This window comes from Agarivorans sp. 1_MG-2023, assembly GCF_030548385.1.
Lineage (GTDB): Bacteria > Pseudomonadota > Gammaproteobacteria > Enterobacterales > Celerinatantimonadaceae > Agarivorans.
Window position 1 is genome coordinate 33,602 of record NZ_JAUOSJ010000015.1, and the last position, 23,114, is coordinate 56,715.

The 23,114-nt window shown below is 44.0% G+C and carries 21 protein-coding genes, 1 tRNA gene and 1 riboswitch; of the genes, 12 read left to right on the forward strand and 10 right to left on the reverse strand.

All coding sequences use genetic code 11. From position 1 onward, the window contains the following. Window positions 1-19: 19 nt before the first annotated feature. Both pflB and Q4592_RS18705 read right to left on the reverse strand, forming a co-directional pair. Complete coding sequence (gene pflB / locus Q4592_RS18700) at window positions 20-2,302, reverse strand: formate C-acetyltransferase (protein ID WP_137672630.1); 2,283 nt, start codon at window positions 2,300-2,302, stop codon at window positions 20-22. Between the two features lie 126 nt (window positions 2,303-2,428). Then, a complete protein-coding gene (locus Q4592_RS18705; RefSeq protein WP_303516035.1) occupies window positions 2,429-3,970 on the reverse strand; it encodes a DUF3360 family protein in 1,542 nt (513 codons plus the stop codon). A gap of 861 nt (window positions 3,971-4,831) precedes the next feature. Between Q4592_RS18705 and Q4592_RS18710 the strand changes: the two genes are divergently transcribed. The 6 genes from Q4592_RS18710 to Q4592_RS18735 all read left to right on the forward strand — a co-directional run bounded on the left by Q4592_RS18710 (window position 4,832) and on the right by Q4592_RS18735 (window position 10,412). After that, window positions 4,832-5,593 (forward strand): ABC transporter ATP-binding protein, encoded by a 762-nt coding sequence (locus tag Q4592_RS18710; RefSeq protein WP_303516195.1) that lies wholly within the window; start codon window positions 4,832-4,834, stop codon window positions 5,591-5,593. Between the two features lie 59 nt (window positions 5,594-5,652). Continuing rightward, a complete protein-coding gene (locus Q4592_RS18715) occupies window positions 5,653-6,417 on the forward strand; it encodes a transporter substrate-binding domain-containing protein (protein WP_137672633.1) in 765 nt (254 codons plus the stop codon). A gap of 57 nt (window positions 6,418-6,474) precedes the next feature. Beyond that, on the forward strand, window positions 6,475-7,173 hold the full coding sequence (locus Q4592_RS18720; RefSeq protein ID WP_303516037.1) for an ABC transporter permease: 699 nt from the start codon (window positions 6,475-6,477) through the stop codon (window positions 7,171-7,173). Window positions 7,174-7,182: 9 nt separating this feature from the next. Beyond that, on the forward strand, window positions 7,183-7,902 hold the full coding sequence (locus Q4592_RS18725; protein WP_303516039.1) for an ABC transporter permease: 720 nt from the start codon (window positions 7,183-7,185) through the stop codon (window positions 7,900-7,902). Window positions 7,903-7,956: 54 nt separating this feature from the next. Continuing rightward, window positions 7,957-9,099: a beta-aspartyl-peptidase gene (gene iadA / locus Q4592_RS18730; protein ID WP_303516042.1), complete on the forward strand. Its 1,143-nt coding sequence runs from the start codon at window positions 7,957-7,959 to the stop codon at window positions 9,097-9,099. Between the two features lie 77 nt (window positions 9,100-9,176). Next, entirely contained in the window at window positions 9,177-10,412 is a 1,236-nt protein-coding gene (locus Q4592_RS18735; protein WP_303516044.1) for a cystathionine gamma-synthase family protein, read from the forward strand. A gap of 59 nt (window positions 10,413-10,471) precedes the next feature. Here the strand turns inward: Q4592_RS18735 and Q4592_RS18740 are convergent, their stop codons facing one another. From Q4592_RS18740 to Q4592_RS18755, 4 genes are all read right to left on the reverse strand, one after another. Further along, window positions 10,472-10,951: an FKBP-type peptidyl-prolyl cis-trans isomerase gene (locus tag Q4592_RS18740; protein WP_303516045.1), complete on the reverse strand. Its 480-nt coding sequence runs from the start codon at window positions 10,949-10,951 to the stop codon at window positions 10,472-10,474. A 118-nt stretch (window positions 10,952-11,069) separates the two neighbouring features. Beyond that, window positions 11,070-12,050 carry an ion channel gene (locus Q4592_RS18745; RefSeq protein WP_303516047.1) on the reverse strand — a complete coding sequence of 327 codons (981 nt, stop codon included), beginning with the start codon at window positions 12,048-12,050 and terminating at the stop codon, window positions 11,070-11,072. A gap of 151 nt (window positions 12,051-12,201) precedes the next feature. Beyond that, window positions 12,202-13,854, reverse strand: a complete 1,653-nt coding sequence (locus Q4592_RS18750) for a tetratricopeptide repeat-containing response regulator (RefSeq protein ID WP_303516049.1) — start codon at window positions 13,852-13,854, stop codon at window positions 12,202-12,204. Between the two features lie 170 nt (window positions 13,855-14,024). Further along, window positions 14,025-14,109: riboswitch (cyclic di-GMP riboswitch) on the forward strand. A gap of 291 nt (window positions 14,110-14,400) precedes the next feature. Next, window positions 14,401-14,484 (reverse strand) — tRNA-Tyr (locus tag Q4592_RS18755). A gap of 165 nt (window positions 14,485-14,649) precedes the next feature. Here Q4592_RS18755 and Q4592_RS18760 point away from each other — a divergent pair. Further along, the gene (locus Q4592_RS18760; protein WP_303516052.1) at window positions 14,650-15,180 is read left to right on the forward strand and encodes a VC2046/SO_2500 family protein; all 531 of its coding nucleotides are present in this window, start codon (window positions 14,650-14,652) and stop codon (window positions 15,178-15,180) included. An 11-nt stretch (window positions 15,181-15,191) separates the two neighbouring features. On the opposite strand, the gene purU is transcribed toward Q4592_RS18760, so the two are convergent. From purU to Q4592_RS18775, 3 genes are read right to left on the reverse strand one after another with little or no spacing between them, the layout of a single operon-like run. Next, a complete protein-coding gene (gene purU / locus Q4592_RS18765; RefSeq protein ID WP_303516055.1) occupies window positions 15,192-16,028 on the reverse strand; it encodes a formyltetrahydrofolate deformylase in 837 nt (278 codons plus the stop codon). Between the two features lie 28 nt (window positions 16,029-16,056). Then, the gene (locus tag Q4592_RS18770; protein ID WP_303516057.1) at window positions 16,057-16,569 is read right to left on the reverse strand and encodes a YchJ family protein; all 513 of its coding nucleotides are present in this window, start codon (window positions 16,567-16,569) and stop codon (window positions 16,057-16,059) included. A gap of 52 nt (window positions 16,570-16,621) precedes the next feature. Continuing rightward, entirely contained in the window at window positions 16,622-18,160 is a 1,539-nt protein-coding gene (locus Q4592_RS18775; RefSeq protein WP_303516059.1) for a DUF3369 domain-containing protein, read from the reverse strand. Between the two features lie 75 nt (window positions 18,161-18,235). Between Q4592_RS18775 and cobT the strand changes: the two genes are divergently transcribed. The 4 genes from cobT to Q4592_RS18795 are packed head-to-tail and all read left to right on the forward strand — an operon-like array spanning window position 18,236 to window position 21,065. Next, window positions 18,236-19,276 (forward strand): nicotinate-nucleotide--dimethylbenzimidazole phosphoribosyltransferase, encoded by a 1,041-nt coding sequence (cobT, locus tag Q4592_RS18780; protein WP_303516061.1) that lies wholly within the window; start codon window positions 18,236-18,238, stop codon window positions 19,274-19,276. Continuing rightward, a complete protein-coding gene (locus Q4592_RS18785) occupies window positions 19,263-20,066 on the forward strand; it encodes an adenosylcobinamide-GDP ribazoletransferase (RefSeq protein WP_303516064.1) in 804 nt (267 codons plus the stop codon). The genes cobT and Q4592_RS18785 overlap by 14 nt, the downstream gene beginning before the upstream one ends. Next, window positions 20,063-20,644, forward strand: coding sequence for a histidine phosphatase family protein (locus tag Q4592_RS18790; RefSeq protein WP_303516067.1), 582 nt, complete (start codon window positions 20,063-20,065; stop codon window positions 20,642-20,644). The genes Q4592_RS18785 and Q4592_RS18790 overlap by 4 nt, the downstream gene beginning before the upstream one ends. Then, complete coding sequence (locus Q4592_RS18795) at window positions 20,625-21,065, forward strand: lysozyme inhibitor LprI family protein (protein WP_137672648.1); 441 nt, start codon at window positions 20,625-20,627, stop codon at window positions 21,063-21,065. Before Q4592_RS18790 ends, Q4592_RS18795 begins: the two co-directional genes overlap by 20 nt. Window positions 21,066-21,124: 59 nt before the next feature. On the opposite strand, the gene Q4592_RS18800 is transcribed toward Q4592_RS18795, so the two are convergent. Next, window positions 21,125-22,225 (reverse strand): ketoacyl-ACP synthase III, encoded by a 1,101-nt coding sequence (locus Q4592_RS18800; RefSeq protein WP_303516069.1) that lies wholly within the window; start codon window positions 22,223-22,225, stop codon window positions 21,125-21,127. A 258-nt stretch (window positions 22,226-22,483) separates the two neighbouring features. On the opposite strand from Q4592_RS18800, the gene Q4592_RS18805 reads away from it, so the two are divergent. Then, window positions 22,484-22,804: a hypothetical protein gene (locus Q4592_RS18805; protein ID WP_303516071.1), complete on the forward strand. Its 321-nt coding sequence runs from the start codon at window positions 22,484-22,486 to the stop codon at window positions 22,802-22,804. Window positions 22,805-23,114: the final 310 nt, after the last annotated feature.

The following is a 23,114-nucleotide window of genomic DNA, read 5'->3' on the forward strand; positions in this document are numbered from 1 at the left end:
AGAACTACTTAACGTTCAATTAGATACTTTGTGTGAAAGTACGTGTAATTACGTCTTGTTGTTGCTCTGGCGTTAGTGAGTTAAAACGCACTGCGTAACCAGAAACACGAATGGTAAGCTGAGGGTATTTCTCAGGGTTTTCCATTGCATCAACTAACATTTCACGGTTCATCACGTTAACGTTTAAGTGTTGGCCACCTTCAACGTCAGCATTGTGATAGAAGTAACCATCCATCAAACCCGCTAAGTTAGATTTTTGAGTATCGTCGTCTTTACCTAGTGCATTTGGCACGATAGAGAAAGTGTATGAGATACCATCTTGTGCGTTAGCAAACGGCAGTTTAGCAACCGAAGTTAATGATGCTACTGCACCTTTCTCGTCACGACCGTGCATTGGGTTAGCACCAGGAGCAAAAGGAGCACCTGCTTTACGACCATCAGGAGTAGTACCTGTTTTCTTACCGTATACAACGTTAGACGTAATAGTAAGAACTGACTGAGTAGGAATCGCGTCACGGTAAGTTTTAAGCTTACGGATCTTAGTCATGAAGCGGTTTACTAGGTCTACAGCAATATCATCTACGCTATCGTCGTTGTTACCAAATTTAGGGTAGTCACCCTCAATGTCGAAATCAACAGCAATACCGTCTTCATCACGAATAGGCTTAACTTTAGCAAACTTGATAGCAGACAATGAGTCAGCAGCAACTGATAGACCAGCAATACCACAAGCCATTGTACGGCGAACGTCACGATCGTGAAGAGCCATTAATGAAGCTTCGTAGCTGTACTTGTCGTGCATGTAGTGAATACAGTTAAGTGCGGTCACGTACTGCTCAGCTAACCAATCCATGAATGTGTCTAAGCGACCCATTACATCGTCGTAGCTTAATACTTCGTCAGTAATCTTGTCAGACTTAGGACCAATTTGAATCTTAAGCTTCTCGTCTACACCGCCGTTTATTGCGTAAAGAAGAGTTTTAGCTAAGTTGGCACGAGCACCGAAGAACTGCATGTGTTTACCAACAACCATTGGTGATACACAACAAGCAATTGCGTAATCATCGTTGTCGAAGTCACTACGCATTAAGTCATCGTTTTCGTACTGGATTGACGACGTATCGATAGATACTTTGGCACAGTATTTCTTGAAATTAATCGGTAATTGCTCAGACCATAGAACAGTAATGTTCGGCTCTGGAGAAGGACCCATTGTGTAAAGTGTGTTCAAGAAACGGAAAGCTGTACGGCTTACAAGTGTACGACCATCGGTACCCATACCACCCATTGATTCTGTTGCCCAGATTGGGTCACCAGAGAACAAGTCATCGTATTCAGGAGTACGTAGGAAACGAACCATACGTAGCTTCATTACCAAGTGATCTACTAGCTCTTGAGCTTCAGACTCAGTTAGCGTACCAGCTGCGATATCACGCTCAATGAATACGTCTAAGAAAGTGGTAGTACGACCAAACGACATTGCAGCGCCGTTTTGAGATTTAACTGCGGCTAGGTAGCCGAAGTAAGTCCACTGAACTGCTTCTTTAGCTGTAGTTGCTGGACCAGAGATATCACAACCGTATTTAGCTGCCATTTCTTTGATTTGAGCTAAAGCGCGGTGTTGCTCGCTGATCTCTTCACGAAGCTTCATTGTTGCTTCAAGATCTGAACCGTTTACAAAGTCAGCTTCTAAAGAGCGGTGCTGCTTAACTTTGTCAGCCATTAGGAAGTCAATACCGTAAAGTGCTACGCGACGGTAATCACCAATAATACGACCACGACCATATGCATCTGGCAAACCAGTTAAAACGCCAGACTTACGGCATTTCATAATAGAGCCAGTGTATACGTCGAATACACCTTGGTTATGTGTCTTACGGTAGTCAGTGTAAATCTTGCTTACCATTGGATCTAATTCGCGATCGTAAGCTTTACAAGAACCTTCAATCATACGAATACCGCCGTTAGGGATAATCGCACGTTTTAGTGGCGCTTCAGTTTGAAGACCAACAATTGTCTCAAGATCTTGGTTGATGTAACCCGCATCGTGAGAAGTGATGGTTGAGATAACTGAAGTATCGAAGTCTACCGGCGAGTGAGTGCGGTTTTCTTCTTTAATGCCTTCCATAACTTTGTCCCAAAGCTGATCCGTAGCTTCGGTTGCGCCAGCTAGAAAGCTTTCATCGCCTTCATATGGAGTGTAGTTAGCTTGAATAAAGCTACGAACGTTAACTTCATTTTGCCATTCGCCGGCTGTAAAGCCTGCCCAAGCACTAGCAAAAACATCGTTCTTCTCTGCCATTTTTTGTCCCACCTATAAGTTGGTATACAAATGAATATTCTATGGTTTAACCAATAGCCGTTATGCGGCTATTGCTGTTCTTGGAACAAGTATAGTGCTTGTTCCAAGAGGTAAAAAACTTTAACTCTATAGTAGTGCTGGAATACCGTATTTGCCTTCCAACATACCTACCGCCATCATGGCGACAAAACAAATCAACAATACTGATGCTGGGATAATGATACGGTCCGCAAACGATAGTTTCTTCGGACGTTCTTTATCACCAATCAAACCATTGTTATCAAGTAACATGGTTAGTGCCCATGCCAATACTGGGTTAGTTACCGCAGCTGCAAAGATACATATACCAGCAGATTGTGAATCTTTAGTATCTTTAATCATTTGCATGCCGGCTTCTAATAGCGGTAAGAATACACCTACTAATAATGCAATCTTCATTACTGGAGGCCATACAGCCACATCCATTGGGAAACCTAAGATTGCAATAATGATACACAATGAACCTAGCAAAATTGCGCCGCCAGGAATTGGGCGTTTAGCAATGGCTGCAGGAATCATGTACGTACCCCAGCTAGACGTGATGTTACCGCCACCTACTGCTGTACCTACGATTTGACGTACAGAACAGGTCGTCATGGTGTCATCTACATCCATTAGTACTTTGTCTGTACCGCGTGGGTAGTTTAACTCTTGGAAAATACGGTGGCCTAAGAAATCAGGAGACCACATTGCTACCGCTAAAATAGCGAACGGTAATGAAGCAATAAAGTGTTCTGCATTAGGTAAACCTAACTGCCAACCTTGCTCAGTAGAGCCCCACCAGTAAACAGGGTTTAGGTTTGGTAAGCCCATTTCTGTTTTAAAGGTAAGGTCGAAACCAGCACCAAAGGCTAAGGCAATCGCTAGGCCCATTACAGCACAAGCTGGAATAGCTAACCAACGCTTACCTATTTTAGCTAAGAATGCATACAGTACGATGGTAGCAGCCAATACCACTAAGCCCACATAACCCATTTCGCCTGCTGCAATGCCTGCGTCAACAGATTCTAGCCCTTTCGCCCATGATTGAATGTCGCCAATCATTGACATGGTGCCGCCAAAACCTAAGAACACCAACAAGCCGCCGGCTACCCCTTCACTGGTTAAGTTCACCAGTTTAGAACCACCTTTAAAGAAACTTAATAGTAAGCCGAATACGCCCAACAGAATCGCTAAGGCCAGTGGGTGAGCACCCGCTAAAGCAATCGCGCCAATTAATGGAATCATTGGGCCGTGGTTACCGGCTAAGTTCGCCCGTGGATTAAATATCCCAGAGGCCAATACACAGAACAGCAATGCAGGTATAAGCATTTCTACTCGTGCCACTTCAATGGCGAACTCAGTACCTAGGTTGATGTGATCCCAACGCTCGGTTAATCCGTCTGCCCAAGCCATCATTACTGCTGAGTACATGGCGATAATGCCAATAGTACCGGCAATGGCTGGAACCAAATCTTCCCATTCAAAGCGGAAGTCACGACCTGGTAAATTTAAACCCCAGCGACGAGGTTTCATGATTTGTAGTTCGTGGTCTAAGTAATCAGAGCGAGTTTCAAATTCAGAAGCAGGGCGGTGTGCTTCGGAATAACTCAGCTCTTCGTCTTGAGACTGGTGGTTGTTACTAGACATAGTTTCCTCAAAAACAAAAATAAAAACTGATTAATCGCAGATGCTTAAATTAAGTAGCTTTAAGCCTGAGATCCTTCTCACTGGCGATAATCGTCTCAACAGGACGAACAACATATAAGGATAGTGAGTATAAAAAGTGAAATAACTGCATGCAGTTTAGCGTAAAAAGTGCAGTGGGTAACTGTAGTAAAGAAACATTAAAGAAATACAAAATACGGCGACGATTAAGCGGCGAAGCGCTGTTTGCTATGTCCGTTCTTTTGCTGTTTGCTACCACAACATCTGCCTTCTACTTTAGTTAGCGAAATTGTATCAAAGTAAGCAAGTTTTGGAATTTGATCTACATCAAAAAAGCCCATAATTTGTGTAATTTTACTACTTTTTTGTGGGTTTTGCGGGATGAAATTCTGCTTAATTCTGATTATTCTGTAATTTACTTACTAAAGTTGTGGTTGTTAGATTGAGAGCTAAGTCACTTAAATAGACTTCTAATATAGGCTTCTTTTTACAAAAAAATAACAATTCTTTGGGGCGTATTAGCTTACACCCGCAAAAACCTTAATAAGCTAAAATTTTGAGCTAAAATTCTAAAACTGAAAATAAATGCGCTAGCTTGGCTTGTGAGCATATAACTATGCAATCTGCTTGAATATAAAGATGCTGACAATTTGGCTTATTAGGGTGTTTTGTAATCATAAGAGCGCTAGATGCCCCATAAAATGTTGAGTTTTGTCTTTTGCGGTGATACTTTTTGTTGGGTTGAACGTGTAACAAATGATTTAACAATCGTACGCGCCTCAGGAATTAGGCATGGTTGCTGCTAGCAGTCATTAACAAGGTAAAAAAATAACTATGAGTGAAGTGGCTGCACTAGAAGCTTCAAATATCCACAAGGTATTTGGTGATAATGAAGTACTAAAGGGCATTGACCTTACAGCAAACAAAGGCGACGTAATTTCTATTATTGGCTCTTCGGGCTCTGGTAAAAGTACTTTTCTACGTTGTATGAACTTACTTGAGATCCCCACTCAAGGCGAAATTTTGGTTCATGGTGAGCAAATTGGCTTTAAGCATTTGCGTAACGGTGAACGCTTACCTTCAGACAATAAGCAAGTTGAACGGATTCGTTCTCGGCTCTCAATGGTGTTCCAAGGGTTTAACCTGTGGTCACACATGACGGTATTAGAAAACATTGTCGAAGCCCCCATTAACGTATTAGGTATCTCCAAAAAAGAAGCCACAGAGCACGCTGAAAGTTTGTTAGAGCGGGTTGGCTTGTACGATCGTAAAGATTACTACCCCGCGCACATGTCTGGTGGTCAGCAGCAACGGGCGGCGATTGCTCGTGCCTTAGCCATGAACCCCGAAGTGATGCTATTTGATGAACCTACGTCTGCATTAGACCCTGAATTAGTGGGCGAAGTGCTTAAAGTGATGCGCAGCCTGGCAGAAGAAGGCCGCACCATGTTAGTGGTTACTCATGAAATGGCCTTTGCACGTGATGTCTCTAACCAAGTACTGTTTCTTCATCAAGGTATTGTTGAAGAACGTGGTTCACCGAAAAAAGTTTTTGAAAACCCAGATTCTGAGCGTATGAAGCAATTTCTAGCGCCAAAATACTAAAATTATAAATATGGAAGACAAGCGTTTATTCGCTTAAAGCAAACAACACGGAGTAACACATGAAAAAAACACTAGTCGCGATGATCGGTGCTATTGCACTAAGCACCACAGCAGTTGAAGCAAAAGATTGGGAAGTTGTACGTTTAGCAGTAGACGTGCCTTACGAACCATTTGAGTATAAAGCGCCAGACGGCTCTCTAACTGGTTTCGAAATCGATCTAGGTAATGCGGTTTGTGAAGAAATGAAAGTGAAGTGTGAGTGGGTTATTCAGGCATGGGATGGCATTATTCCAGGTTTGTTAGCACGTAAATATGATGCGATTTTCTCTTCAATGTCTATTAACGAAGAGCGCGCTAAAAAAGTACTATTCTCAGAGGCTTACTACAACACGCCTACCGGCTTTTTTGGCCCTCAAGCTAGCGCGGTTGATCCTGCCAAGCCAGACACTCTTAAAGGGCTACGTGTAGGTGTTCAGCGCGGTACTATTCAAGATACTTACGCTACCGACAACTACTCAAAAGTTGCTGACATTAAACGTTACACTACTGGTGATGACCTAGTGGTTGATTTACACGGCGGCCGTTTGGACGTTGTTGTTATCGATTTCCCTGTAGGTGTAAGTACTATTCTTGAAGTAGAGAAGGGTGCTGAATTTAAAGTACTTGGCGACAACGTACAATTGGGTGAAGGCGTTGGTGTAGCTGCACGTAAGCGTGACGGCCAATTGATTGAAATGTTCAATAAAGCCTTAGCTACAGTTAAAGCTAACGGTACTTACGACAAAATTAACGACAAATACTTCGAATACAGTATTAAAAAGTAAGCCTTGCACTACCATTAACCCGAGCAATGCTCGGGTTAACTTTCTAAGAGACTCATTATGTTAGATCTTCATGGTTACGGCCCTTCCATATTTATGGGGGCAATTATCACTATCGAAGTGGCCTTCTTATCATTGGCGGTAGCATTGGCTTTAGGGATGTTAGCCGCGGTAGCGCGTTTATCTAAAAATCGAATTGCGAATTTTGTCGCTGTGGCTTACACCACCATTATTCGCGGTGTACCTGATTTGGTGTTAATGCTACTCATCTTCTTTGGTGCTCAAATCGGCGTTAATGCTGTTTCTGATTGGGTATACGACAATTTTGATATTGAATACTACATAAATATTAATGAGTTTGTCGCTGGCGTAACAACCATTGGATTTATCTTTGGCGCTTATATGGCAGAAACTTTTCGCGGAGCATTTTTAGCGGTAGATAACGGCCAGATAGAAGCAGGCAAGGCTTATGGGATGAGTGCCATGCAAGTGTTCCGCCGAATTACCGTGCCGCAAATGATGCGCCATGCCATTCCGGGGATTGGTAACAATTGGCTAGTGCTGGTTAAAACCACTGCTCTAGTTTCGGTGATTGGTTTGGCTGACATGGTACGCTTAGCTAAAGAGGCTGCCGGTGCAGTGCATGAACCTTTCTTATTCTTTATACCGGTAGCATTTGTTTATCTTGCGCTGACCAGTGTGTCTGAAATTTTCCTCAAGCGTTTAGAGATTCGATTTAGCGCTGGAACAGTAAGGTAGGCGATTATTATGTATGAAACTATCGAAAACTTACTCGCCAACAACGACATCTTCACCCTCACCACGGTTCTAGGCTATTGGGACGGTTTAGTTATGACCGTGCAGTTAGTCTTTTTATCATTGATTTTGGGTTTGATTCTGGCGGTACCGCTAGCCATTCTTCGCGCCTCAGATAATCTGTTAGTTAGTCGCAGTGTGTGGCTATTTACTTATGTATTTCGTGGTACGCCGTTGTTGATTCAGCTCTATATTATTTATTACGGCGTAACCTACATTGAAGGCATTCAAGAGTCGATGTTCTGGCCAATTGTGCGAGAAGCCTTCTATCCATGTTTATTGGCCTTTGTGCTGAATACGGCTGCCTACACCACCGAAATCTTCCGTGGCGCGATTGTGGCTACACCACGTGGCGAGATTGAAGCAGCTAAAGCTTACGGTATGTCTGATGCTAAAGCGATGACGCGTATTATTTTGCCTAGTGCTTTACGTAGAGCATTACCCGCCTACAGCAACGAAGTCATCTTTATGCTGCACGCTAGTTCGATTGCCAGCATTGTTACTATTATTGATTTAACCGGTGCCGCTCGCGATGTTTATGCCAAGTATTACGCGCCGTTTGAAGCATTCACTTTTGCTGCATTGATTTATCTCTGTGTCACTTTCTTACTGGTGTTTGGATTTAAGCAGTGGGAAAAACGTTGGCATCGTCATTTACGGCCATTAAGTTAATTATTGAAAGGGGCGAAAGCCCCTTTTGTTTATCAGCTCAAAAAGAATCACATCATGCTTACTCTGCTTAAAAATGCTCAGCTCTATTCGCCAAGCCCAAAGGGTAAAATGGACTTACTGATCGCTAATGGAAAAATTGCCGAAATTGCTCCACACATTGAGCTGAAAAGTAATCAGGCACTGTTTTCCACCTTGGATTTGGCTGGCGCAATTTTAGCGCCGGGGTTTGTTGACGCGCTAGTGCATTTTACTGGCGGTGGCGGCGAGGGTGGTTTTGCTTATCGTACCGCTGAGTTAAGTTTTGATGAAGCTGCGCCAACAGGCGTGACCACTTTGGTCGGTGCTTTAGGTACTGATAGTGTCACCCGCAGTCCCGCACAAGTGTTGGGAAAGGCACGTGAGTTAACGGCACAGGGTTTGAGCTGTTATTGCTACACTGGCTCTTATCATTTGCCAGTGAAAACCATCACCGGCTCTATTGAGCAAGATATCGTACTCATTCCCGAAATGATTGGGGTGGGTGAAATTGCTATTGCCGACCATCGAGCCAGCCAAGCCTCGGTTCAAGCCTTTATTGAAGTGGTCGCCGAAGCGCGTGTTGCTGGCTTATTGGCAGGTAAAAAGGGCATCAGTTTTTTCCATGTTGGTGACGGTAAAGGCAAACTGAGCATGTTAAGAGAGATTATTGCGCAATCAGATCTATCAATCACTCAGCTTTACCCTACACATTGTAATCGTAATCAAGCCTTGTTTAACGACGCATTAGCTTTTTTGAATGAAGGCGGCGCCATCGATTTTACTACCAGTACTATTCCGCAGTTTATTGAAGAAGGCGAGGTTAGCTGCCCGCAAGCACTAAAAACTATTTTAGATAAAGGCTTAGCATGGCAACGGGTGAGCTTTAGCTCCGACGCCAATGCGAGTCTGCCATTATTCAACTCAGAAGGCGAATTAGTGGGCATGCAAGCCGGTAAACTCGAGAGTTTGTATGAAGCGGCGAGGCAAGCAGTTCAGGGTTATGATGTTCCTCTAGAGGTTGCTTTGTCGGTGATCAGTGCCAACCCTGCTAAGATTCTGGGTCTTACTAATAAAGGTAAGCTTGCCAAAGGATTTGACGCCGACATGGTAGTATTGGCCCCCGATACACTAGAGATCAAGCAAGTTATTGCTAAAGGGCAGAGTATTTGGGCTAAATAAGCCAAATGCCTCGGGTCGTTTTTGGCTAAGGGCTAGGGCATAATAGCTTCAATTGGATTTTTAGCAGAAGTAGCCCTATGACGTTTAAAGGATTTACTACCCAGTTGGTACATTGCGACCGCTTAGCTGGTGTAGAAGACGGCGCAGTACATGCACCTATTCATAACTCAGTGCCTTATGGATATGCCGCCACACAAGATTTAGTTGATGTATTTCAAGGCAAACAAGTAGGGCATGCTTATGCTCGTCAATCTACTCCTACCTTAGATTACCTGCAGCGCAAAATTGCCATGTTAGATGACAGTATAGGCTGTTTAGTATTTGGCACAGGCATGGCGGCAATTGGCACAGTATTTCTTACTCTGCTAAAAGCGGGTGATCACATTGTTGCTAGCCGCTTCTTATTTGGCAATACCAGCAGCATTTTTGGCACCTTAAAAGGTTACGGAATCGAAGTTACTTTGGTTGATGCCACCAATGCAGATGCGGTAGAACAGGCTTGCCAAGCTAACACCAAAATGGTGTTTGTAGAAACCATTGCTAATCCTGCAACTCAAATTGTTGATTTAGCGGGGATCGGCGAGCTTTGCCAGCAACGTGGTTTACTTTACGTGGTAGACAATACCCTAACGTCTTCTTATTTGTTCCAGCCAAAAACCGTGGGCGCTAGCTTAATCGTTACTTCGTTATCCAAGTACGTGGGTGGCCATGGCAATGCGCTAGGCGGCTCGGTAAGTGATACTGGCTTATTTGATTGGACGAATTACCCCAACATATTTGAAGGTTATCGTAGCGGTGACCCTAAAATGTGGGGCATTAATCAGATTAAGAAAAAAGGCCTGCGTGACTTTGGTGGCGCCCTTTGTTCGCAAACGGCTCATTTGTTATCGGTGGGTGCGGAGACAATGGCGTTACGTATGGAGCGCCAATGTGCCAATGCGCTAGCCTTAGCTAAGATGTTAGACGCTCACCCTAAAGTGGCCCAGGTGTATTACCCTGGTCTGGAACAACATCCGCAGCATCAGCGTGCAAATGACTTGTTCAAGCATTTTGGCGCATTAGTGAGTTTTGATTTAGTTGACGGAATTGATTGTGCAGAATTTTTAGATAAAACTGAAATTGTGATTAATGCCACTCACCTTGGTGATAATCGCACACTCGCTTTGCCGGTAGCTCAAACTATCTATTTTGAAATGGGCTTAGCTGCTCGCCAAGAGTCTGGCATTAGTGAAACAATGATCCGTTGCTCTATTGGTATCGAAGACACCGAAGACTTACTGGCTGATTTTTCTCAAGCGCTAGCGCAGTTTTAGTCTGGTAGAGGTTGTTTGAATAAAAAAGCCTTGGCAATACCAAGGCTTTTTTATGGAATTTATTTAGTGTCGATGGAGATGAGCTCTACATCAAAAACCAGGGTTGAACCCGGTGGGATAGAAGCCACGCTGCGGTCGCCATAGGCCAGTTGACTAGGAATGAAAAAACGGAATTTTTCGCCTGCACTCATGTATTGCAAACCCTCTGTCCAGCCGGCAATTACTTGACCTAAAGGAAATTGAGTTGGGCGGCCGCGATCAACTGAGCTATCAAAGACCAGTCCGCTTAATAGGGTGCCGTGATAATGTACCGTTACGGTACTGTTGGCCGATGGCTTTTCATCACTATTAACCACATCTTCCAATACTTTGTATTGCAGGCCGGAGTCAGTGGTAATAATGCCGTCTTCTTGGCCGTTTTTACTTAAGAAATCTTGGCCTAATTGACGGTTTTGCTTAGTAGCTTTCGCGCTGTTATTGGCGCGTAAAATAAATAAGATTACAAATATCGCCAGCACCGCCAGCACAACAAATTTCAATGTATTGATCCTTCTCTGTTTTTATTGCTAATCAATGATTAGCGAAAAGCTTAGCCTAAGACTAAGCCAAAACGCTTCATTTTTGTAGATTGATTTGCTGTGGTTTTTTCTAGGGTGGTTAGCGGGTCATTTTTTTTACAAATACCACCACAAAAAGCGCAATAATAAAACTCCCGCTAAAGGCCTCAATAGCGGCAAAAATACGTGAAAAACCTACTGGGGTAAAGTCGCCGTAACCAAGGGTGGTAAAGGTGACCACGCTGTAATACAGACACTCAAAAAACGCGACAATATTGCGTCCAAGGCTTTGGCTTAAGTCTAAAGATACAACATTGCCGTTAAAATGAATCCCGGTAAAAAAGTAGACCACTGCACAACTTAAGATAATTAGTAGCGAGGTAAGTACAACCCTCATTGGTTGTTCGCCATAACCACACACTAAATCCACCAGTTTTGAGATGGCGCGCTTATAAGAGTATTTGGGCATTTGATAGCGTCGCATGGTGAGTTCTTTTTTGAGAAATATCCCTGCGGTGGTAAATAAGCCTTCTGATTCAGCGGTTTTACGTAAACAGCGGTAAACTTCTTCGGCCTGCTGGTAGTAGTCTGCCATTGCATCTTTGTCTTGCTGCTTCTCTGCTGCGCTGCCAAGCTGCTCTTGCAGTACTTTTTCTCCCACACAAAGACTATCGCATTTACACAAGTCCATTTTTGCACCCAGCAAGTTAGTTTTGGTGAGGTTGGCATGATTGAGGTTAGCATCACGTAGGTCGGCTTTCATTAAGCTGCCGTGTTGCAGGTTAATGTTAAATAAGTGGGCACCTCTTAGGTTGCTACGATAAAGGTCTACGCCGGTCATGTCATAGCCTTGTTTATTGTTGTAATTGACTAAATCGATGCCGGCTAGGTTGGCTTTTTTTAAACTGATACCACGCAACATTCCGCCGCGTTTCGCGTAGCTTTCGAGCTTTTCTTTTATCTCGTCTCCGTTTTTATCTTCGTCTGGATCATGCCAGAAACATAAACCACTGCTTAGGGCTGGCTCTGTACAGTTTGCACCAGAGCTGTCTTGATATAAACATTCAGAGCATTTCGCCATTGCTTGTAATTTCCTGTCGCTTACCAACAAACTGATTATTAGCTAGTTTTTAAGCTTGCTTAATCATAAGTGTATTGCAAAAGCGGGATTTTGCGAGCATGGCAGCACTAGCATGTTAAGTACCTTGGCGGTGCTTATTGTCGAGCAATGGCTATTTGTTTTTGCTACCTAGTTGTTGAAACTCACTTTTCAGGGTTGAGTAACGTTCGGCGTGGTTATCATTGAGTTTCAAGCCGTCGAGCAGCTTAATTGTGGTTTTGCAGTCGGTGAGCAGTTGGCCACTAATGCCTTTTTGTGATTGATTTAATTGTTTAAGTATTGCTTGGATCTTGTTGAGAATGGCACCAGTGTTGCCAGGGGCCACTTGGAGCGCTTTGTCAAAGAAGTTAGTGGCTTCAATGTAGCGACTCTCTTCGTAAGCCTCGATACCCATTTTGTTGTATTCGCGGAACTGGCCGAGTTTCAATTCAAAATCTTCAGCTCTCAGTACTTTTTGGGCCGAAGAGAGTGAAATTGGGTCTATATCTGCTCGTTTTTCTAACTCTTCAGCAAAGGGCATCGCATATTCAAACTCACCCACTGAGTTCAACGTTAGAAAGGTATCGGGTAACAGTTCGCCGCTTACTTTACTGGGCTCTTCTAACAAGCCTTCGTGGCTATCAAATAGTAAGCGCTTGGCTTTGTTCATTTCGCCTTTAGTGGCATGTACACGCGCTTGGCTAATGCCTTCAAAGGCGTCAAAGTTAAAGTCTTCGTCTTTACCTTCTTCTCGGCGGGCGTGAAATAGCACAGAGTTTACTTCTTGTAGCAGGCGGTTTTTACGGTATAAGTCATCTTCATTCTGAGCTTCATCAATCAGGCTACGAACGTAATTACATAGATGATGTGGACCACGGTGAATGGAGCGTCGCGCTAACTGTAAAATGGTAGAGAAGGTTTCTTTAGCTAAGGTAAGGTCACCTGCTTCCATGGCGAGCTCGGCCAACAACTGTTGGCGTTCGATACTATTTACTGCCAACTTTGAGGCTTTAAGCACCGTTTCCAACGCTTTGTCAGTTTCGCCTTCGGCGCGATAGGCGCGGGCTAACCAGTCGTAACCAGTAAGTAATAGGGGGCTTTCGGTTACCGAACGGCTAAGTGTATTAATTGCGCTTTTATTGTCTTTAAGTAACAAGTGCACTCGGCCAAGTGTTGCCTTAGCCCAAGTTTGTTTGCGTTCTTCAAGTATGGTTTCGAGAGCCACTTTGGCGGCTTCAAATTCACCTAAGGCAATTTGAGCCTCTACCCGCATGTTGCGGCAATAATTGGTGTAGCGACTTTCTGCTTCAATCTGTTGATCACATAGCTCAATGACTTTGGTGTAGTCTTTCTTCGCTAATGCTTGGAATACTTCACGTAGGCTTTGGCGCTTAACATGGGCTCTGGCTAAGCGATTGTGTAATTGAAACTGCGAGAAGGGTTTAGTGATAAATTCATCGGGCTCCATCTCTAACGCACTTAACACCATGCTTTTGTTGTTATCACCGCTAATGATAAAAAATAGAGCGTCTACTTCTAATAGTTGGCTAACTCTTAGCTCTTCAAGTAATTGGCCACCGTTTTTGCCGGTGCCTAAATTGTAATCAACCAACAAAATGTCAAATTTTCGTTTACGACAGGCTCTTACTGCTGCTTCACCAGTATTGGCAAAAAAAACATCGTTTGCGCCAAAATTTTGCAACATAGCCTTAAGCATGACCTGAAACGCTCGTTGGTCATCAACAATAAGTATTTGCTTCCCGCTGTAATTGTATTGCGCTGCCATTTATGAGTTTTCTGATCACTTTTCGCTATCCTAGCATAAGTTTATCTCGGTTAAAGCAGAGAAGGGCGCAGAGAGTTAGTTGAGTAATACTATCGTTTATTTGATCTTGCCAAACTGGCCGGAATTGATTTAATATTAATCTGTTGGTGAGACTTTTGGTCTCACCAACGCTGAGTCAAAGCCAAACTTGGAGTGATCCAAGGTCGGAAAGTTACAGATCTTAAGGCTTATCCTTAAGATGGCTGGACCGCCTTAGTTGAGTGGTTAGATTTGCACAATGTATGTCTTTCTACTTAGTAAGTTAGTCTATTTACCGTTTATTACTTTCCGTATTTGGTTGGAACGCCAAGCTAAAATTAGCTTGGCGTATTTATTTCTCTTCTCGTACTGCCCATTCGTTTCAGTTTATTCTTACCTGTAATAGCTCTTATTCACTTGAGTTGTGTTTTTCTGTGTCTGCTGGTTTTGATCAAGCGATGATGTAACGATTGGCATTTATTGCGGGCATAAAAAAAGACACCCTAAGGTGTCTTTCTTTAACAAATATGGTGGAGGGAGGTGGATTCGAACCACCGAAGCTTTCGCGACAGATTTACAATCTGTTCCCTTTGGCCACTCGGGAACCCCTCCTGCTTGTGGAGCGGCATATTACCAGAACAAAGTGGGCTGTAAAGTAAAAATAAGCAGATTTTTACTGACTGACTACTGTTTGCTTATTATCTGCGCGTTTGATGCGAATAGGCTAAAGTTTTGGCCAGCTTTTCCGATAGCTAGAGATAGAACCGGAGGGGCAATATGTTAGTTGAACAAATTAGAAATAGCAGCTTATGTGACGAACTGCAGTTGGGCGATACGCTTAACCAAAGTACCGCTCATGGTGAGCAAGCGCGTTTTCATTTGTTACTAAGCATGTTGAGCCAAAACGTTTGTGACCAAGCTCAGTTTTCGATGCAGAAGCAAAATCGAGAGCAAATTCAACAAAGCCTTCGAGATAAGTTTCAATTAGCGAGTCGACGCCCCTTGTTGGCACAAGACGATGAGTTTGCTGTGCAAGCCAATTGGAGCAAGAGAGCGCAAGTGGGGGATATCAGCAGTATTCGCTTAGAGCAAGCTTTAGGTGGCTATGCAGCCTATGCTGATGACAGCGTTGAAGGCGTGCCCGTTGAAGTCATCAATAACGTGGACTTACTCACACGTTTAAAGCACTCAGTAGCCAAGCAACCTAAGCAGCAAGAAGTAGATACTGAAGTGAAAGGCGTGGATATGTATAAGGTACTAAGTGACTTTGATTACTCAAAGCCACTTAAGGTGCAGTATTTTAATTAAAAAATGCTTAATTAACGAAATACCACGGTACGATTTCCGTAGACAAAAACTTTCTCGTCTAATACTTGCTGCAGGGCTTTACTTAATACCGCTTTCTCAACATCACGTCCCGCTTTAGCCATTTCTTCAGCGCTGTATGAGTGATCCACATGAATAACATGCTGTTCAACAATCGGCCCTTCATCTAAATCGTTATTTACGAAGTGAGCAGTAGCGCCAATAATTTTCACACCACGGTCGTAAGCCTGTTTATAGGGCTTAGCACCAATAAATGCCGGCAAGAACGAGTGGTGGATATTCAAAATTTTGTTATTGAATGCTTCTACAAAGGCTGGCGTAAGAATACGCATGTATTTAGCTAATACTACGTAGTCTGGCTGGTATTGCTGAACCACTTCAATCACTTGTTGCTCATGTTCTTCGCGGCTTAAATCTATATGGCTAATGTGATGGAAGGGAATATCGAACTTTTCAGTCAGGGTTTGCAGGCTATCGTAGTTACCAACTACCGCGGCAATCTCTACGTCCATGTCTCCGTATACCGCTTTCATTAGCAAGTCACCCAAGCAATGGGCTTCTTTAGTCACCATGATCACAATGCGTTTACGACCTGCGCTTTCTAATCGGCGAATACTACCAGCAGGTAAAGCGCCGTCTAAATCGGCTAACAGGGTTTTATCGTTAAAGTAGCCCTCTAGCTCGGTGCGCATAAAGAAACGGCCGGCAGCATTATCAACAAATTCGTTGTTTTTAATGATATTAAGTTGGTGCTTAGCACAGATGTTGGTAATGCTCGAAATTAAGCCTTTGGCATCTGGGCATTCGGTTAAAAGGATTTTTCTTTCCATTGTCTTTTCGATTTATTCAGTTTTAAAGTTAAGATTTCTTACAGCACTGCTTTAGCTTTTTGCCGCTATTACAGGGGCATTTAGCATTGCGAGCCAAAGACTTCGGCGCAAATTCGCCATCGGTATAAAACCAGCGGTCTTGGCTTTTTACAAAGTTAGAACGCTCGTGCAAAATGTTTAATTGATCATGCTCTTGGTAATAGGCTTTAAATTCCACTATGCCAGCTAGGCCATTAATAAGGTGGCAGCTAAAGAGAATTTGTAGCTTCTTCCATTGATTTTTTTCGTCTTCGCTAAAGGCGCTAGGCGCATCACCTTGACGAAAATCAGGGTGGTGGGTTTGCCATAGATAGTTAGCATCTCCAAGTGTGAAGGCGGTGTAGCGCGAACGCATTAATTGCTCGCAACTAACAGGCTTGGAAGTACCGTTTATAAAAGGCTGGCAGCACTGATGAAAATCACTACCGCTGCCGCAAGGGCAAAGTAACACCGGAAGACCCCAAATTTGACCAAGGGCGAAGTGTAGCAAGAAGCTGCCCATAAGGCAGCTTAATATTGGTTAGAGTTTACACATTGATGAGCTAAATTTGCGCTTAGATAAGGTTATTAGTCGCATATGTTGCTAATTGCGGGTCAAAGCGCTGGCCTGCGCGTTGCTCAAGCTGCTGTTGTAGTTGCTCACTGTTGCTGTACTCGGCCAAAAATACCGCCAGTGCAATGATTCGAGCGAAGGGGTGGATAGCTTCGGCTGCTAGGCCCAACGGTTGGCCGCTACCATCCCAATATTCTTGATATTGGTTCGCCACGATTAAGGCGGCGTCTATTATCATTTGTACGCTGGGATCTTGAAGATACTCAGGTAAGCCGCAGTGCTCAGAAATTCTATTCCAGCTATCTTTATTTAGCATATTACAGCTGAGCAGCACGTCGGGAAGGCCGACATTGGCTAAATCATAAAAGCCTGCAATTTGGCGCAGGTAAAGGCACTCTTGAGGGTTTAGCTTTAACGCGGGCGCTAGCTGCTCACAGTTGATTTCAATAGTGCGCTGTAAATCTGTTTTGGGGCGTTCGCTTTGAATACTTTGGTAGATCATTTCGACTAGCTGTAGTTGACCGTGAGCCAATTGCTTTTGTAATTGACGGTTCTCTAATCGTACCGAGGTACTTTGAATATAAAAGCTTAAGGGTTCGAATTGCGGCTGGTCTTGCTCTGTCCAACCTTCTAAATAAAACATCATTGGTTCGCTATCACTATTCGCTAAATAAAACAGCGCATTACCTTCTGCGTATTGATGTTGTTGTGTTTGTTGAACTTGGTTTATCAGGTTTTGGATCCGATTGGGGAGCTCATGTAGATTGTGAATTTCTTTTAAATAGTCCAACTTACCTTGGCTATGTAAAACACATAGTTTTGAGCGATAAACGCTAATCGCCATTCCACTAATAGAGACATTATTAAGTTGTTTGCTAAGTAAACTTGATAGCTCTTCAAAGGCACTGGTGGCCAGCTTTTGTTCGTTTTCACAATTGGCTAAGTGACTAGAAGAGTTTATCACCGCACGCAGGTTGTTGCGTTGCAAATGCAGTTCAGTGATTTCTTGATAAGCCCTCAAAGAAGCACACATTAAGGTGTCTAAGTTTACATCACTAAGCTCGGTTTTATTTTTGTAATCACTGACATCATATCGACGAATAACATCTCTAATAGGCGCTAAACCGGGTTGGCCAGTCCGTAAAATAAGACGGATTTCGTGATTATTTAAACGCTGACGAATATCATCAATCAACAGTAAACCAGCGTCATCACTTTCCATCACTACGTCTACTAAAGCGATTGCTACGTCGGCATGGTTGCTGAGTAGCTCGTAAGCTTCGGCGGCGTTGTAGGCATCAATAAAGGTCAGTTTGCGCTCTTGGTAAGAAAAATTATTAAGCACTAGCTTGGTTACCGTGTGCATCTCGCTGTCATCATCAACAATGAGCACCTTCCAAGGCGTAAGCTCTATTGAGTCATTGGCGGCTTCGTCTTCTTCATCAAACAAAAATAGCTCTGCACTATCATCCATCGCGACGCTCCCCACAAATAGATTAAGACTTTTATCATCAGTATAGAAAATTCCTAGAGTCTTCATGGATATTTTTCTTAAAACCCGATATTAAACACGCTAAGCTAAAGGGATTGCGCATACCTTGCTAGGAAATTGATTTTGCATAATAAATTTGTCATTGAAGCCTTAGACTCTGGATTGGCTGAAGCCCTGAAAAACAAGATTAATCTTAAAACCAAGCCGCAAGGTTCCTTAGGGCAACTTGAAGACTTGGCCTGCCAGATTGGCCAGATTCAATCTACCCTAGAGCCTGAGATTCGTAAGCCTAAAATGATAGTGTTTGCCGCCGATCATGGAATAGCGAGTGAAGGGGTGAGCGCCTACCCACAGGCTGTTACGGCGCAAATGGTGCAAAATTTTGTTAATGGTGGCGCTGCAGTTAATGTGTTTTGCCGCCAACACCGCCTCGATTTCGAAATTGTAGATGTAGGCGTGGCTGAATTACTGTCAGAAGAGGGTATTGAGTGTTGTAAGGTAGCGCCAAGTACCCAAAGTTTTTTAACGGGTGATGCAATGAGCCAAGCACAATGCATTCAAGCCATTGAAGTGGGCGCAGAGCGGGTAGCACAAGCCGCACGAGAAGGCTCTAACTTATTAGCTTTTGGGGAAATGGGTATTGCTAACACGGCTAGTGCGGCAGCGTTAATGGCGGGTTGTTTACAGCTTGATGTTGCAGAGTGCGTAGGCCGCGGGACTGGATTAGATGACCAAGGCTTACAGCATAAAGTCACAGTGTTAGAGCAAGCTCTAAAGCATCACCAAGGTGACCATAGTGCTCAGCAGTGGCTGGCTAAAGTAGGTGGTTTTGAAATTGCGGCTATGGTGGGTGCAATGTTAGAAGCTGCTCATCGCCGAATGGTTATTTTAGTGGATGGATTTATTTGTTCTTCAGCAGCTTTAGTCGCCAGCCAAATCAATCCTTTAGTAAAACAATACATGGTGTTTTGCCATCAAAGTGCCGAGCAAGCACATCAGCGTTTATTAAAAGCATTAGGCGCCAAGGCCTTGTTAGATTTGTCTTTACGTTTGGGCGAGGGCAGTGGGGCGGCGTTGGCCTATCCGTTAGTGTGTTCGGCAGTTCACTTTTTAAAGGAAATGGCTTCATTCGATTCCGCCGGAGTTAGCCGTGAGCATAGCTAAGCTGCTTAAGCATGAGCTTAATCTGCTGTTTAACGCCTTAAGTTTTTTTAGCCGAGTACCGGTGCCTAACAGTGTCACTTACAATGCGACCAGTTTAAGTCGGTGTGTGGCTTATTTTCCTTTTGTAGGCTGGTTAGTTGCGTGGCTTAGCGCAGCGGTAATGATTGGTTTGATTCCGGTATTGGGTGCGCCATTAGCGGTGTTGTTGTCGATGGTAGCCAGTTGCTGGGCGACTGGCGCATTTCATGAAGATGGTTTTGCAGATTGCTGCGATGGCTTTGGTGGCGGTTACCAAACCGAACAAATACTCACCATTATGAAAGACTCCCGCTTAGGCACTTATGGTGTGCTGGGTTTGTGTTGCATGTTGGCGTTAAAGTTTTCCGCCTTATTAAGCCTTAGCCAGCAATTGTCGATGATGAATCTGTTATTGGTTATCTGGCTTGCTCATAGTTTAAGCCGCTTTAGCGCGGTGTTACTGATATGGCGCTTAGATTATGTGCGCGAGCCATCTGAGCCAAGCAAAGCTAAAGCCGTCGCGCAGTCTATTGGGCGTAAAGAACTTGTGCTCGCATTATGTTGGGTAGCTGTTCCGGCACTCTTAATCAGTACTCATGTTTTGGCACTTGCTCTGATAAGTAGTTTGGTCGTTACTGTGCTTTGGGCTAGATACCTTAAGTTAAAGCTTGGTGGGTATACTGGCGACGGTTTAGGGGCTCAGCAGCAGCTCGCAGAAGTGATGATTTATATTGCCTTAGTGGCTGGGTTAAATACCGGTGTATTGGTGTGACCCGAATATTATTGATACGCCACAGCGCTCCAGATATTGCGCCAAATCATTGTTACGGCCAGTTAGATGTCTTAGCCGAATCGACAGGCTTAACACAGGTGGTCACTAAACTCAGCGCTCAGCTTGCTGCATTATCTATCGATAGGATTATTTGCAGCCCACTACAGCGTTGCTCACAGTTAGCTGACGCTTTGGGGTTAGCGCAAGTAGTAGAATACCAAACTTGGCTCAAAGAGATAAACTTTGGCCTTTGGGAAGGGCAAGGCTGGGATACTATTCCAGCCGCAGACTTACAAGCTTGGGCCGATAACTTAAGCACTTTTCGCTTAGGAAGAACCGGCGAAACGGTGACCGAGTTTCGTACGCGAGTATTGAATGCATGGCAGCAACTGTGCGCACTTCCAGAGCAAGAAAACACCATAGTATGCATCTGCCATGCGGGTGTTATCCGCACCATTGTGGGAGAGGTACAAAATTTAGCTATCGAGCAGTCTATGAAGCTTCCACTTAACATGGGCTCACTCACTAGCCTTAAGATCCATTCTCAAGGAGTTACGCTTGAATACACCAATCGTTAGTTTTTTTACAGCGGTAGCGCTGAGCTTTTCTATGCCGAGTGCGTTTGCTCAAGAACAAGCTCTGGGCGGCGCTGAGGCGGGTTCACCCAAAGTGAATATTATTGGCAAGTGCTGGCAGCGAGACACCAAGCCAGAAGTAAACAAATGCTTAGAAAACAGCTTGGCGCAATTGGACCATCAAGTGCGGCAACGTTTAGTGGCGTTAAATCATCAAGCTGTTGAATTGGAATCCATTAGTGAAGGCGCAAGAGGGATCGTGAGTGCACTAGATAACGCTAAGATTGAGTTTGGTGAATTTAGACGCTCTTTGTGTGAGTGGGAACGTTTAATGATGGCTGGAGGCAGCGGATCTGGTAGCCAATATTTAAGTTGCGAAATAGAGCTCACTCAGCATTGGTTAACTCGTTTAAGTCAGTGGTAGTGCTGAGTTAAAATGGATACAGCTAGACCTAGTATCTAGCTGTATCAGGTTTTAGTTAATTAGGCCTCAGCTTCCGCCTTACGAGCCTCTTGGCAGCCCTGAATGGCTGGCGCAAGGATCTCTAAGGCAGTTTTATCGCAAGGGCTTAAGCTGGCGTCTGATTGATTTATTGGCGTAACCCGCTTACCCCAGCGAATAGCAGCCGCTCCCCAAGTTAAACCTGCACCAAAGGCTGCAAGCAATACGTTATCACCGGGTTTGATTCGACCTTCTTCTAAGGCTTCACAAAGCGCAACTGGTACGGTAGCAGCAGAGGTATTACCGTATTTCTCAATGTTCACCATAATGTTGTCGTACGGAGCATCAATACGTTTAGCCAGCGCATCAATAATACGTAAGTTAGCTTGGTGAGGCACAATAAAGTCAACTTCGTTATTGGCTATATTGGCTTGCGCCAGCACATTAGTCGCCGCTTCGCCCATGCCTTTTACTGCGCGTTTGAAGATTTCTGGTCCCTCAAACTGAAAGTTGTATAAGGTGTCTACACCAGAAAAACGCTTACGGTTTGTTCCGAAATCAGAGATAAACAAAATCTCACGCTTTTCGCTGTCACAACCTAATTTGGCCGCTAAGAACCCCACTTTTTCTGCGTCGTCATTAGCTTCTAAAATAACCGCTCCTGCGCCATCGCCAAATAATACGGCGGTATCGCGTTTGGTCCAATCGAGCAGTTGAGTCAGGCGCTCAGCACCAATTAACAAAATGCGCTTCATTGCTCCGGTTTGAATAAGTGCAGACGCCGTTTGCATACCGTAAACAAAGCCACTACAGGCGGCGTTCATATCAAATACTGCAGCCTGGTCAGCTTTTAAAATTTGTTGAACACGGCTGGCGCTGCTCGGTACCGAGGTGCCAGGGGTACAGGTACACAAAATAATCGCGTCTAGCTGATCTGCTGTTAGGCCGGCGGCTGCCAAAGCTTGTAAGCCTGCTGTTGCTGCCAATTCAGCAATATCAACGTGCGAAACACAGCGCTCTTTAATCCCTGTGCGGCTACTAATCCACTCATCCGATGTGTCGAGAAATGTACTTAAGTCGTGGTTAGAGAGTCGTGCTGGAGGCATACATTTGCCCCAACCAGTTATTTCAGCATTGTGCATAGCGAGCTTAAAATCCTAGCTAATTTATAGTGCAAAGGATTATGCCTGATGCTCGGCAAATAACCAAACGAGAGCAAAATTTAGTCTCGAACTGCTAGTTTTGAGGCTTAGTTCAAAATTTTAGTCAAAGCTGTCGTTTTGTAGGACTTTTTGTGCAATAATTGCCCGAAATTGATGGACTAGACCTACAGAAGTGTAGGCATATTTGTGTGACAGGGATGCTTTATTTTTCTCTGGCTAACGTAAATGAGGTCTATTATGACTATTCACAATATACATTCCACCCTGTCGCCGCCTGGTGCGCAAGATAATAAAACTACTTGTTTTAATGATAATACGCGTTTTTTTGTGCTAACCGTTGATTTCTACGCGGACTCTTTAAGTTTATTGGCCTTTGGTGGTGATGTGATTGGCAATTTGCCTCCTACTAAACAGGTGGCGGTAAATGGCGAAGTGGACGATCTTGATAGTTTTTTCCGCACCATGTTTATTTGGTCGTTTTCCAATATCTCCGAAGTGGACGCTCCCTCCCCATTGAATCCTCAAGATTGGTTGTTACTAGACGCGAACGAAGCGTAGATTAACCCAAGGACTAGGGCGCTAGTTGTATAGCGTCCAATTGTTATTTTTCTGAGAGTCAAAGCAACGTGCCCCCGAAGCTTTTAATTCAATAGTCTGGAGTGGTGCAAGCCTTAGTGCCAGCAACTCTGCTGTATCCTTAGCTAAAGCGAGTGCCAAAGTGAGTAATTTAGTTTGTGGATTACCGAGAAGATCTGATGGTTACTTGAATCAATCGTTTATTGAGCCATTTAATCATCAACAGTGGGGTTCGCAACAAGCTTAGGGTGGGAATGGCAACTGCTACTAGGGTAGCAATTGCCTATTAGCC